At 40.6% G+C, this 11,772-nt stretch carries 13 protein-coding genes and 1 riboswitch; of the genes, 2 read left to right on the forward strand and 11 right to left on the reverse strand.

From position 1 onward, the window contains the following. Positions 1-35: 35 nt before the first annotated feature. From CKW02_RS10515 to CKW02_RS10545, 7 genes are all read right to left on the reverse strand, one after another. Complete coding sequence (locus CKW02_RS10515; protein WP_003215601.1) at positions 36-617, reverse strand: genetic competence negative regulator; 582 nt, start codon at positions 615-617, stop codon at positions 36-38. A 165-nt stretch (positions 618-782) separates the two neighbouring features. After that, entirely contained in the window at positions 783-1,571 is a 789-nt protein-coding gene (locus CKW02_RS10520) for a metallophosphoesterase (RefSeq protein WP_034620511.1), read from the reverse strand. A gap of 87 nt (positions 1,572-1,658) precedes the next feature. Next, positions 1,659-2,111: a DUF2663 family protein gene (locus tag CKW02_RS10525; protein WP_003215549.1), complete on the reverse strand. Its 453-nt coding sequence runs from the start codon at positions 2,109-2,111 to the stop codon at positions 1,659-1,661. Positions 2,112-2,175: 64 nt separating this feature from the next. Then, entirely contained in the window at positions 2,176-2,937 is a 762-nt protein-coding gene (locus CKW02_RS10530; protein ID WP_034620417.1) for a LysM peptidoglycan-binding domain-containing protein, read from the reverse strand. Continuing rightward, on the reverse strand, positions 2,882-3,523 hold the full coding sequence (locus CKW02_RS10535) for a CPBP family intramembrane glutamic endopeptidase (RefSeq protein WP_003215841.1): 642 nt from the start codon (positions 3,521-3,523) through the stop codon (positions 2,882-2,884). The genes CKW02_RS10530 and CKW02_RS10535 overlap by 56 nt, the downstream gene beginning before the upstream one ends. After that, positions 3,520-5,028 (reverse strand): RecQ family ATP-dependent DNA helicase, encoded by a 1,509-nt coding sequence (locus CKW02_RS10540; RefSeq protein WP_003215745.1) that lies wholly within the window; start codon positions 5,026-5,028, stop codon positions 3,520-3,522. The genes CKW02_RS10535 and CKW02_RS10540 overlap by 4 nt, the downstream gene beginning before the upstream one ends. Further along, positions 5,021-6,073, reverse strand: coding sequence for a YpbB family protein (locus CKW02_RS10545; RefSeq protein ID WP_003215990.1), 1,053 nt, complete (start codon positions 6,071-6,073; stop codon positions 5,021-5,023). Before CKW02_RS10545 ends, CKW02_RS10540 begins: the two co-directional genes overlap by 8 nt. Positions 6,074-6,340: 267 nt before the next feature. Between CKW02_RS10545 and CKW02_RS10550 the strand changes: the two genes are divergently transcribed. Then, positions 6,341-6,589 (forward strand): ferredoxin, encoded by a 249-nt coding sequence (locus CKW02_RS10550; protein WP_003215700.1) that lies wholly within the window; start codon positions 6,341-6,343, stop codon positions 6,587-6,589. Between the two features lie 34 nt (positions 6,590-6,623). On the opposite strand, the gene CKW02_RS10555 is transcribed toward CKW02_RS10550, so the two are convergent. Continuing rightward, positions 6,624-7,205, reverse strand: coding sequence for a riboflavin transporter FmnP (locus CKW02_RS10555; protein ID WP_012010414.1), 582 nt, complete (start codon positions 7,203-7,205; stop codon positions 6,624-6,626). 144 nt (positions 7,206-7,349) lie between these two features. Then, a riboswitch (FMN riboswitch) is annotated at positions 7,350-7,481 on the reverse strand. Positions 7,482-7,768: 287 nt separating this feature from the next. Between CKW02_RS10555 and serA the strand changes: the two genes are divergently transcribed. After that, the gene (gene serA, locus CKW02_RS10560; protein WP_003215546.1) at positions 7,769-9,343 is read left to right on the forward strand and encodes a phosphoglycerate dehydrogenase; all 1,575 of its coding nucleotides are present in this window, start codon (positions 7,769-7,771) and stop codon (positions 9,341-9,343) included. A gap of 34 nt (positions 9,344-9,377) precedes the next feature. Here the strand turns inward: serA and CKW02_RS10565 are convergent, their stop codons facing one another. From CKW02_RS10565 to sigX, 3 genes are all read right to left on the reverse strand, one after another. Then, on the reverse strand, positions 9,378-10,022 hold the full coding sequence (locus tag CKW02_RS10565; RefSeq protein WP_003215781.1) for a M23 family metallopeptidase: 645 nt from the start codon (positions 10,020-10,022) through the stop codon (positions 9,378-9,380). Between the two features lie 100 nt (positions 10,023-10,122). Beyond that, positions 10,123-11,226 (reverse strand): hypothetical protein, encoded by a 1,104-nt coding sequence (locus tag CKW02_RS10570; protein WP_034620415.1) that lies wholly within the window; start codon positions 11,224-11,226, stop codon positions 10,123-10,125. Beyond that, complete coding sequence (gene sigX / locus CKW02_RS10575) at positions 11,138-11,746, reverse strand: RNA polymerase sigma factor SigX (RefSeq protein ID WP_003215976.1); 609 nt, start codon at positions 11,744-11,746, stop codon at positions 11,138-11,140. The genes CKW02_RS10570 and sigX overlap by 89 nt, the downstream gene beginning before the upstream one ends. Between the last annotated feature and the right edge of the window lie 26 nt (positions 11,747-11,772).

Here is an 11,772-nt window from a genome sequence, read left to right on the forward strand (position 1 = left end):
ATCACAACAGTATTAAATATAATAGAAAAAAGTGATTAAAAATACATTTGAATCGTTTTCACTGCATCATCTTGCATGATCACTTTTCCGTATTCTTTTAGCCGATGGATCGTTAATGTAGTTGGTGAACCGAACTCCGCTAAAATGGAAATGACGGTATCAGCTGATAGTTCTTCAAAATCATCTAGGCTGAGAAAATATTGACCTTCATAATGGTAAACTGTACCCCCTAAAAGTCCAATACGACTTAAACTATGGGACAGTTGAATCACATCTTCAAACGAGGCAAATTGATAGAGCACATGATGACTCTCGTCGAGCTTGACTTGCATCTCAATGTAATCTTCATCAAACTCATCATCATCAGCATCATCCTGCTGACTCTTTGTGACAATGACGACCATCCCCTGCGCCTGAAGTGAAAATACTTCAACAGCAATCGGTCCACTCGCTTCAAAACCGAGCTCCTGATTCGCTTCGTTCATCATGTCTTTAAACAGCTGATGGACTTTGAACGAATCTTTCCAAAGGTCTTCTTTCGTAAGACCCCGGTCTGTCAGGTCATCTAGTGTGAGAAAAATTTTGATTTTATTATAATTCAGACGCTCCAGTCGCATAACGTTCCCTCCTGCCTCTTCTAAACACACATCATACTGTAGTATATGAGATGATGAGTCATAGGTTCTTAATTTTGTATTCAGTTTACACTGTGTCAAGACGGAAGACAAGCATGAAGCTATGCTTACGGTGACTTTTATGGAAAATATTGAGGGCGCAGCCAGTCATCGCGTTTTTACAGGCATTAAATAGATCAGATGCGTTTCCGGTTCTGCCCCGAGACGCATTGGAATCTTTGTTGTTCCATAGCCATTACTAATGAGAAAAAATGCGCCTTTGACCTGACCTGTTCTTCCTTTTTCATACGGACCAAATTTCCCAATTCGAATCTGACCTCCATGTGTATGACCGCTCAAAACAAGGTCGATCCCCTCATCTTCACTCATTAAATGATGTACATCTGGGTTGTGTGATAAGAGAATATTTACGTCATCTTTCACAAACTCAGGTCGTATCGCTTCATAATCCGCCTTTTCAAGCCGAATATCATCGATGCCTCCAATTTTGATTGGCTGGCCTTCGAAATCCCACACAGCTGTTTCATTTTGCAGAGTCGTCACATCGTAAGCATGAAGAATCTCTTTGAGCTTTTGCTGGTGCAGCTCGTGATCATTATTTCCCCAAACAAAATAAACGGGCGCAATTCTTGATAAACGTTTCACATTTTCTTCAATTCTGGCGTAGGGTACACCTTTTTCTGCTAAGTCCCCACCTATCATAATGACATCCGGTTTTTCTTGTGTGACCTCAGCTAATAATGAATCACTAATCAGCCGCCGGTGTGTATCAGAAATAAAGAAAATCACTGCTGGTCGATCTGATTGAAGTGCTTCTATTGTAAAGTAATGCTTTTTGATGTTGTTTTGTTTTGCCGTTTTCACCATTTTTGCCGTTACACACACACCTGTTGTAACAGCCGCAATGGCGGCAGTAAATCCGATGGCATATTTCATCATAAATGGCTCCCTTGCATATGTGTCGTTCATAAGACGCTTGAATGAAAAAAGACGTTTCAACTATTAAAACGTCTTTTTACACATTTATTTACTTTCATAATAGAGATTAATGTCATATTGCTGCTGCATATAGCGAAAAACCGCTTCACGCTCTTTCCACTGGTCTGATTGCGGCCATAAGTCTGTGCTTTTTTGTATAATCTCACATCTAAGGCGATGATATTCATCCTCAGCCTTTTCTTCTTTTTTCTTATAATAATAAGATGCATAAAAAGCAAACACCTCAGCCATTATCCAAAATAGAAAGACCTCATGACCGAGCAGCGTTGCAATCATCGCTTCCGGCTGAAGCGAGCCTCCCTTATTTGCCGTTATCACAAAATAAAACAAAAGAATCGCCAGTGATAAAAGGGCTGTCCATTGCCATCTTTTGCACTGCTTGGCAAAGCCCTCATATTTGTGCTTTCTTTTGATCAACGTTTCCATCATTTTCTGTGTCGGCTGATCCATATAGCGGCTGATTGCGTGCAAAGTCATCACATACACCCTGTCCCTTTTTTCTACATATGTATGTGCTTTTTCATTCGTTCATGTCAGGTAATTAGTTTTCCAATGGAATATTGAGTACTTGACCACTGTATACACTGTTCCCATTTAAATGATTGTAGGCTTTTATTTTCTCTTCACCTGATCGGCTTTTGTAATATTTCATCGAGATTCGATACAGGTTTTCCTCTGGGCCAACAGTGTGCTGGACGACACGAACTGGCTTTTCTTCCTGCTTCTTTTTCTCTTCGACTTCTTTTCGTTTTTTCTCTTCTTGCTGTTTTTGGAGGGCTAGCTGCTGCTGTTCACGCTTTTTCGCAGCTGCGGCTTTTTCACGCTCTTCTTTCTCTTTAGCAGCTTTTTCTTTTTTCTTTTGCTCTGCTTTTTCTTTTGATCGCTGCTTTTCTTTTTCTTCATCTTTCTTTTTCTTCTCTTCATCAGACGCATCCGCTTTATCAGCTTTTGCGTCATTTTTTGTTTCGGCTAGTGCTGACGGAACTGGGTCTGTGTCAGCACTTGAGGTTTTATCAATGTATACACCCTGATTGTTATTATCGTTGATTTCCTTTGAAGTGTAGTAGATCAATAGAAAGAAAACAGTGATGACGATGATAGGAAAGATAATAGCCAATGTCGTAAACAAAGGATTGCGCACTTTTTTCGTACGCTGCTTCTTATATTCATGAAAGTCTTCTCGTGTAGGAAAGTGAGAGTCATCAGAAGGATGTACTTTTTCTTCAAGAATTTCCTCTACATTGTCGTCATGGTTGTTTGTGAGCTGCTCCTTCTTTCTCTGCATTCTCGACATTTCTTCCATGTTCATCCCTCCCCTTATATTTCAAACGAATTTGACAAGCAAAGACTAAGTCAATGACAAAATGTGTCATGACAGGAACAAATAAATTCCCCGTCCACTCGTATAAAAGTCCTAAAAAAATACTAATGGAAACCACGAGGATAAACAAGAGTATTTTTGATAAATAGCGAAAGTGAAGGAGCGCAAACACGATGCTGGCAATCTCAAGCCCAAATTGCTGTTGAACAATTCCGCGAAATAGTATTTCCTCTGAAAAGGCAATGAGAAGTGCTAACCAAACAATATGCGGGATGCTTCGGTTTTTGAACATCTTTTCATTTAAACCGCCATCATCATACATATGAGCAGGAAACACCTTCATGACAATTGCATCTATAATAATGACGAGCGATGCACCGCCAATTCCATATGTTAGAATGCGCATATCATGAATCTGCCAAAGGGCTGTAAAATCCGTCCATTGATCGAACATAAATATGCCTAGTAAAAAAGAAACGATAAGCATGAGCAGCTGCGTGAAATACAGCTGTTCTACGACTTGTCGATCGGTTAATTTTTCAATGATTCGGCGATGTTGTTCAATCAATGCTGCGCCTCTTTTGTCAGATGAAACATACGATCCAGCACAGTCTTCCAGTGTTTCATTTCATTCAGCTCCAATGATTGTTCTTTTTTTTCATAATCAGACAGGTTCAGTCCGCAAGAAGAGCAGCAATGCTTAGAGGACGCGCGCTCTGTTTGATCAAGCTGTTCGTGAAAGTATGATAACAGAGATTGTCTAAAGCAGTCATGATCCATGATCCGCTCTTTAAATTGCCACACTTTTTTTAGCTTTTCTGTTTGTCTGTCCTGCAATATTTCTTTTAGATTCATCAGAATTGCCGGGCGCTGTTCGGACTCATGCATCATGTAATAGTGCGTCAGCATTCTTGCACGCGTCTCCTGAAGCCCTGTTTCCATCAATCGTTCACGTAATTTTTTTTCATCATTTGTCTGCATTTGAGTCAGTTGTGATAAGTAGAAATCAATTTCTGGTTCGTCAAATCCTTCTGTTTGGATCAAGTGTAGCTGAATATCTGCATCCTCTTCTGTATATAAAAGAATGCTCACACTGTTTTTCCCGTCCCTTCCCGCTCTTCCAATCTCTTGCATAAATGCTTCAATCGATTGCGGAGGGCTCATATGAATGACAAACCGGATATTTGCTTTATCGATTCCCATGCCAAAAGCACTCGTACAGCAAATGAGATCAAGCTGACCGCTGATAAATTGCTGCTGAATGAGCATACGATCTCCTGCGTCCATTCCGCCATGATAAAACTCAACACGCTGATTGTTTTTTTGTTTCATACAGAGAGCAAGCTCTTCTGTCATTTGCCGGGTTGGGCAATAAATAATGCCTGGTCCTTGCAAAAAATCCGCAAGCTCAATGGTCCGTTTCTCTTTTGCTTCTTTCGATTCGTGCACTTCTTTGACTAAGGCAATGTTCGGGCGGTTGACGGAATGAATATGAAAGTCTGGATGCTGCAATCTTAGCGTTTGCACAGTATCTTTTAGCGTTTGTTTCGTTGCTGTAGCTGTAAGAGCTAAAGCCACAGGATGACCTAACGCTTCTCTCCATTCTCCGAGCTTCGAATATTCAGGACGGAAATCATGCCCCCATTCTGATATACAATGCGCTTCATCGACGACAAACAGACCGATACGCATCGATTTGAGTTGTTCAAGCAGCACTTCTGACATTAATGCCTCAGGTGCGACGAATAGAAATTTATATGATGGCAAATGCCGAATGATATGTCGCCTCTCCTGAAAAGACAATGTGCTATTAAGCGCCGCCACTCGTTTTTCTCCGCGCATTTTCATTCGTTCGACTTGGTCCTCCATAAGCGATAAAAGCGGCGAAATAATCAGAACCAACCCGTCTGTCATATAACCGGGAATTTGATAGCAAAGTGACTTTCCTCCACCCGTAGGCAGCATGGCAACCGTATCTTTTTGATGCAGTACACTTCGAATAATGTCCTCTTGACCTGCTTTAAATGTGTCGTGGCCAAAGTATCGCATGAGCGTCTGATGAAGCTTATCCATTTGCTTTCACCATCCTTGTCAATGCCAATCTTATTTGAAAATAAGTAAATGGATGCTCGAGTTTTTCTTTAATCAGCTTCATTTTATTTGTTTGCAGTTCTCTGGCTACAGCAAGGATCTCCCGCTGCTCTTTTATACTCACATAGGGATCTATTGAAAAGCTTGGCTCATGTATCGACAGCTCCACGATATGATCTTCAATCGTTGCCTTTTTTAATGAACGAATGTGAGCAATTTGTTCAATATCAAATCCTTTTTGGACAAGCTCAAGTGTTTTGTGAGTAGAAGTTGTTAACACGCGTTTAAATTCAAGGTCACCTACGAGCTTCTGCAAAGTCGGCGCCTCACCTTTTTGGGCAGATTGAATAAAATAATGGAGTACATTCCAAAAAAGCAAGTATACATACCACACATCTTCTTTCATCCACTCCGCCATTTGCTGATACGTACGCCCGATTCGTTCATGTGAGGTCAATGAGTAAACAAAAATCAGTGCCTCTTGATCACTTAGGTTCATTAGGAGTTTTTCTAGTTCATGATGCAGCTCTTCTGAAAGCTTGCTTTTCTGCTGATGCTGTTTCAAAAAAGATTTCGTCCAGCTTTGAACTGAGACATCTCTTTGTATTGGAACATATTGATGTGATCCAGCCATATGGTGAGAAAGCACTTGTACAAGTAAAGAGAGCCTCATCCATAGCATCTTTGCTTTATCGTGGTATTTGGCACCATGAAAATAAGCAGGCATCGGTTTTTCAGAGAAATGCTGGTGTAGCATTTGCTGCCCTGCTTCAGTGATACTCAGTGTCTCATCGGTTTTTCTAATATAGTGCTTCTCTTCAAGCTTTAAAGCAGAACGATTCAGCTGATCCCTCGTAAACCCCGGGTAACAGCCGAAGTACCTGGAAAGCTCAAACAAGCTGGCATCCTGTATGGTTTGAGATGATTTTTTTCCTTTAAAAAGATGGTAGACAGCACTAATGGAGCGTTCGCCGTTCAATTTATATACGCTGTCCATTAACATGACATCCAAATAATGAAGAGTCATTCATCAAAGCACCTGTCTTCCTGACAAAATTCGAATATTTTCTCCCTTTATTTTAACAGATTTCATATAAGAAGAAATGTTTAAACTCAATTTATGGGGGAAAGTTATGAACAAACCCTTATATGATAAGCATTCTCAATCACTTTACAGTTGAAATGTGAATTTAAAATCATTACAATAAGGTTTGAGGAAATTGTTTTTTATCGGTGAAACTAAAAAGGTTAAACCATGTGTTCCATCGAACTATTTGGGAGGTATTTTTTTAACATGGCAAAATATACAATTGTAGACAAAGACACATGTATTGCTTGCGGCGCATGCGGTGCAGCTGCTCCAGACATTTATGATTATGATGATGAAGGCATTGCATTTGTTACGCTTGACGACAACCAAGGGACTGTAGAAGTTCCAGAAGTACTTGAAGAAGATATGCTTGATGCATTTGAAGGATGTCCAACTGACTCAATCAAAGTTGCGGACGAATCTTTCGAGGGTGACCCACTTAAGCATGAATAGTATAAAAGCCCCTTATGCAGGGGCTTTTTTTATATTAACTATTTTGAAGTCGGCGTTTATTTTCAAACCATGGACGCATTTTCACAAAAATGAAGCTAAATACGATGGTAATGATGATTCCTTTAATAAAGTTAAAAGGTAAAATCCCTGCTGTAATGGTCGTCTTGAGCGCATGATCTGATAGTTCAGGTGCGTTTAAAAACCATGTGTAAGCTGGCAGGAATAAGAAGTAATTTAAAATGCTCATCATCACAGTCATAAGTAATGTACCCATGATCATTGACCAAGCCATTCCTTTTGCTGATTTAATTTTTTTGAACATAAAGGCGACTGGTAAGATGAATAGTGTGCCTGCAATGAAGTTCGCGACTTGCCCAACTGGAACGCCGGACATACTGCCTTGAATGAGATAATGCAGAACATTTTTTAATGCCTCAACGGCAATTCCTGCACCTGGCCCATAAATTAAAATCGCAATAATCGCTGGGATATCGCTGAAATCAATTTTCAAATACGCTGGAAGCCCTGGGAAAGGGAAATCCAATAAAATTAACACGAACGAAATACTGCTAAGCATACTGGTGACGACTAAACGTTTTACTTTACTTTGATTCAATATTCTCTCTCCTTTTCGATCAAATCTTTCGAAAAGAGGATTGTTCAATTTCAGCCACAAAAAAACCGCTCATGAAAACAGGAGCGGGGAATTTAGGCTAGACAAATAAACGTGTGAAAAACCAAGTTTTCAACGTTTACGAACCTCCATCTTCTCCCATCCAGACTATACTGTCGGCTTCGGAATCACACCGAATCCTGCCAAAAAAGGCTCGCGGGCTTAGAGACTATGCTCATCACCGCCGGTAGGGAATTGCACCCTGCCCCGAAGATTGATCATTATTCAATTCGACATCATTATATATGATATATGAGCATTTGTACAGATAAAAATCCTGAGCAATTTCATCAGTTTTAAGAAATCGTAAAAAACTTAAAAATTATAATGACAAATACGAAAAAATTGGTTATCTTTTGTTTAAAGGTGTCCATTCTTTATAAAGACACCAAGAAATGTTCGTGTTTTCTTTTTCGCTTTACTGCTTTAATTTGATTGACACAGTGAAAAGGAATATGGTAAATTATCAGATATTTATGACGTTTATTTTAGGAGGAAATCTTACGATGTTTCGAGTATTAGTCTCAGATAAGATGAGCAATGATGGTCTTTTACCACTTTTAGAATCAGATTTTGTTGAAATTGTCCAAAAAAATGTAACAGAAGCAGAAGATGAATTACACACATTTGATGCCTTACTTGTCAGAAGTGCGACGAAAGTGACCAAAGAGCTTTATGAAAAAATGACTTCATTAAAAATTGTCGGCCGTGCCGGTGTGGGAGTAGACAATATTGATATTGATGAAGCAACCAAGCATGGCGTCATTGTCATCAATGCACCAAACGGTAATACGATCTCCACAGCTGAGCATACATTTGCGATGATCTCTTCACTCATGCGTCATATTCCACAAGCCAATATTTCTGTGAAATCAAAAGAATGGAACAGAGGTGCATATGTTGGTGCTGAGCTTTATGGAAAATCTCTTGGGATTGTTGGACTTGGCAGAATCGGAAGCGAAATTGCCCAGCGTGCAAGAGCATTTGGCATGACAGTCAACGTATTTGACCCGTTTCTGACAAAGGAACGCGCAGAAAAAATCGGTGTCAATGCCAAGTCACTTGATGAAGTACTCGAAGTATCAGATATTATCACTGTACATACCCCGTTAACAAAAGAAACAAGAGGACTTCTCAATAAAGAAACAATTGCAAAAACGAAAAAAGGCGTTCGCCTAGTGAACTGTGCACGCGGTGGTATTATTGACGAGCGTGACCTTCTTGAAGCGCTTGAAAGCGGCCATGTTGCAGGAGCTGCACTCGATGTATTTGAGGTAGAACCTCCTACTGATAATCCGCTTGTAGACCATCCGCTCGTCATTGCGACTCCGCATCTTGGCGCATCGACGAAGGAAGCACAATTAAATGTAGCGGCGCAAGTATCTGAAGAAGTACTTCAATTTGCAAAAGGACTCCCTGTTATGTCATCGATTAACCTACCAGCGATGACAAAAGACGAGTACAAAAAAATTCAGCCTTATCATCAGTTTGCAGGAAAGCTCGGACGTCTTGTATCTCAATCAATGAGAGAACCTGTAAAAGAAGTAGGCATCTCTTACGAAGGCTCTATTTCAAAACTCGAAACATCCTTTATTACAAAAAGTCTTCTGTCAGGCTTTTTAAAAGAGCGTGTTGATTCGACTGTAAATGAAGTCAATGCTGGAATGGTGGCAAAAGAACGCGGCATTAGCTTTAGTGAAAAGATTTCTTCTAGCGAATCTGGTTACGAAAACAGCATTTCTATTGAAGTCAAAGGCGACCTTTCAACCTTTACTCTAAAAGCAACCTATATCCCACATTTAGGAGAACGCGTTGTTTCCATTAATGGATTTAATATTGATTTTTATCCAGATGGACACCTTGTCTACATCCAGCATACTGATGCACCTGGTGTAATTGGAAAGGTTGGACAAATTTTAGGCGACCATGATGTCAACATTGCGACAATGCAGGTAGGACGTAAAGAAAAAGGCGGCGAAGCCATCATGATGCTTTCTTTCGACAAGCATCTTGAGGACGAAATTGTCAAAGAATTAACCGAAGTGCACGATATACTTTCTGTCCGTCTGATCGACCTATAAAAATCATGATAAACCTCATGCACATGCATGAGGTTTATTTTTTTGAAACCATTAAACGATCTCCCGTTCGGATGAGATGAGTGGTCAGCTCATTGATCTGTTTCAATTGTTCCACAGTCATCTCATGCTCCTTTGCAATCGACCAAAGGGTATCTCCTTGTTTAATGAGATATGTATTGTTCTCTTGTCCGTTTACATGTAGGGCCGGCTCTTGGAAGCGATCCATTGCAATGATTGTGAGTGGATCTACCGCATCTTCTTTGCTGACTGACCAATGCCCCCTGTGCACCTCAAAATGCAAATGAGTGCCTCTAGACGCCCCTGTGTTGCCGATAATGCCGATCGGCTGTCCTGCTTCTACATGGTCACCCTTTTTAACAAACCGCTCGTGTAAATGTGCATAGACGGTTTCATATCCATTTGGATGCTGGATAAACACAACCTCACCATAAGTAGCAGATACATACGAACGCGAGACCTCACCTTCACTTGCAGCAAAGATGGATTCTCCTTCTGGCGCAGCTATATCTAATCCCATGTGCGAGCCGCCTCTTGTCCCAAACAAATCTGTGACTTCTCCTTTTATCGGCTCCACCCATTCGCTTGTTTCCTGTGCATAAGCAACAGGCGAGAAGATCATCAAAAAACAGCTGGCACATATGAAGCAATACCTTTTCATTAGTGACTCCCCTTCTTTGAGGTTCTTTTTATGACAGCTTAGTATACAGCAAGGAAGCTATTTTCTATACATCAAAAAAGAACGCAATTTCTCGCGTCCTTTAACGGTCTTTTATGACAACTGGATTCGGCAGAGCCGGTACCTCTATCGGTTCTTCTAATTCATACGGACCAACTTGATCTGTTCCCGCCTGTTGAATGGTGACTTTTGTAAAACCAAAATCTTTCGCTGAGAGCAGCAGACCTTCAATGAGTAAAATATGATCATTTGAGTCCGATAATTGCGCTGATGCTCCAAACGTAATGGTCACATGTTTTCCTTTAGACGTCACTTCTTTAATCGGTTCGTCTTTAATTAGTGGATCAAGTCCTGCATCGCTTGTACGCTTCATAGCTTCTACCGCATCTTCATACGATGAATAATGCGTTTTTGAAGGCACCAAAAAAGTCCCGCTCTTATTCTCTAAAACATAATAAGCGTGTTTTGTTTGTTTTTCAATCGATATTGTTCCAACGCGTCCATTTGCTCCTAATTGAAGGTGAGACCCTTTGGCTGTCTTGACTTGCACCTGCTTATACCTGCTCCATTTTAGCGTTTCTTTTACCATATCTTTAAACCGGTTTGCTTCTTTTAACGTATCAAGGGACAAATCACTTTTTAATTGAAAAATAAGTGTATCTCCTTTTTCGCGAAGGTCCACCATATCCATATAAGATTGAAGAGGTTTTGTCATTTCAGGCAGCTGCACCTGCTCATATGTGTTCACCATATCCTGCAAATGATCAAACTCATCCTCTTTTTCAATGCTAATTGGAACCACTTGAGAGGTTGATTCATCTATGTATGCGATGGTCATATACTTTTGCTGCTGCTTACGAGACACAACGTGTGAGGGCCCATCAGTCTGTTTGACCGCCTCTAATGTGGCGTTCACCTGACTTTTGTCAGCACTTGAATCCATTTTCATTTGCTGATCTTGAGCAGCCGGCTGAAATAAATGAGGAGAAATTAAAAACGCCATAAATAAAACCACAACGGTTGCGACCGCTGGACCGATCCATTTGGCACTTTTCTTTTTCTGCCCGCTTGCCATCAGCATCTGCTGGTATATTTGCTTAGATGAACGGTTGTCCTCCACCTTTGGAAGCTGACTTAGTAACACCTTGATTCGTTCTTCGCTCCAATCGGACCTGTTCGTTTTCATTCACTAGCTCCTCCTTCAAAAGCTCCATATGTTTTCGGAGCACTTTCAGGCCTCGGTGCTGCGTTGTTTTGACTTTGCTTTCCGAGAACTTTAGCGCCTTTGCCGTCTCCATGATTGAGTAGCCCTGGATAAATCTTAAAATGATGACAGCTCGTTGATCAATCGTGCACTGATCAAGTGCGGCATAGATTTCTTTTACATTTTCATCCTGTACAGCTAGTTCGTCTGGGAGCAAGTCTGGGTCCTTAACATCCTGCTTATCCCAATCAAACGTGCCGAGTACCCGTTGTCTAATGGTTTGCTGTTTGCGAAACCAATCAATTGCCACATGCCTCGCAATTGAAAACAGCCATGTTTTCTCGCTGCTTCTTCCTTCAAAAGTTTTATATGAGTGAAGTACCCGGATGTAAACCTCCTGAACGAGATCCTCTGCCTGATTTTTATCTTTAACCATATAAAATAAAAACTGGTACAAATCTTGATGGTACGAATCATATATTTTTTGAAAGGTTTCATGCATAGGAAACCCCTCCGTTCACTTATTTT

The sequence above is a fragment of the Bacillus pumilus genome (assembly GCF_900186955.1).
GTDB lineage: Bacteria > Bacillota > Bacilli > Bacillales > Bacillaceae > Bacillus > Bacillus pumilus.

What these genes read in the sequence shown, in the direction of transcription:
- CKW02_RS10565 (WP_003215781.1), bottom strand. Translation starts at nt 10,022, where the DNA reads ATGAAAAGGTATTGCTTCATATGTGCCAGCTGTTTTTTGATGATCTTC.
- CKW02_RS10525 (WP_003215549.1), bottom strand. Translation starts at nt 2,111, where the DNA reads ATGACTTTGCACGCAATCAGCCGCTATATGGATCAGCCGACACAGAAA.
- CKW02_RS10570 (WP_034620415.1), bottom strand. Translation starts at nt 11,226, where the DNA reads ATGAAAACGAACAGGTCCGATTGGAGCGAAGAACGAATCAAGGTGTTA.
- CKW02_RS10545 (WP_003215990.1), bottom strand. Translation starts at nt 6,073, where the DNA reads ATGACTCTTCATTATTTGGATGTCATGTTAATGGACAGCGTATATAAA.
- CKW02_RS10520 (WP_034620511.1), bottom strand. Translation starts at nt 1,571, where the DNA reads ATGAAATATGCCATCGGATTTACTGCCGCCATTGCGGCTGTTACAACA.
- CKW02_RS10540 (WP_003215745.1), bottom strand. Translation starts at nt 5,028, where the DNA reads ATGGATAAGCTTCATCAGACGCTCATGCGATACTTTGGCCACGACACA.
- serA (WP_003215546.1), top strand. Translation starts at nt 7,769, where the DNA reads ATGTTTCGAGTATTAGTCTCAGATAAGATGAGCAATGATGGTCTTTTA.
- sigX (WP_003215976.1), bottom strand. Translation starts at nt 11,746, where the DNA reads ATGCATGAAACCTTTCAAAAAATATATGATTCGTACCATCAAGATTTG.
- CKW02_RS10515 (WP_003215601.1), bottom strand. Translation starts at nt 617, where the DNA reads ATGCGACTGGAGCGTCTGAATTATAATAAAATCAAAATTTTTCTCACA.
- CKW02_RS10550 (WP_003215700.1), top strand. Translation starts at nt 6,341, where the DNA reads ATGGCAAAATATACAATTGTAGACAAAGACACATGTATTGCTTGCGGC.
- CKW02_RS10530 (WP_034620417.1), bottom strand. Translation starts at nt 2,937, where the DNA reads ATGGAAGAAATGTCGAGAATGCAGAGAAAGAAGGAGCAGCTCACAAAC.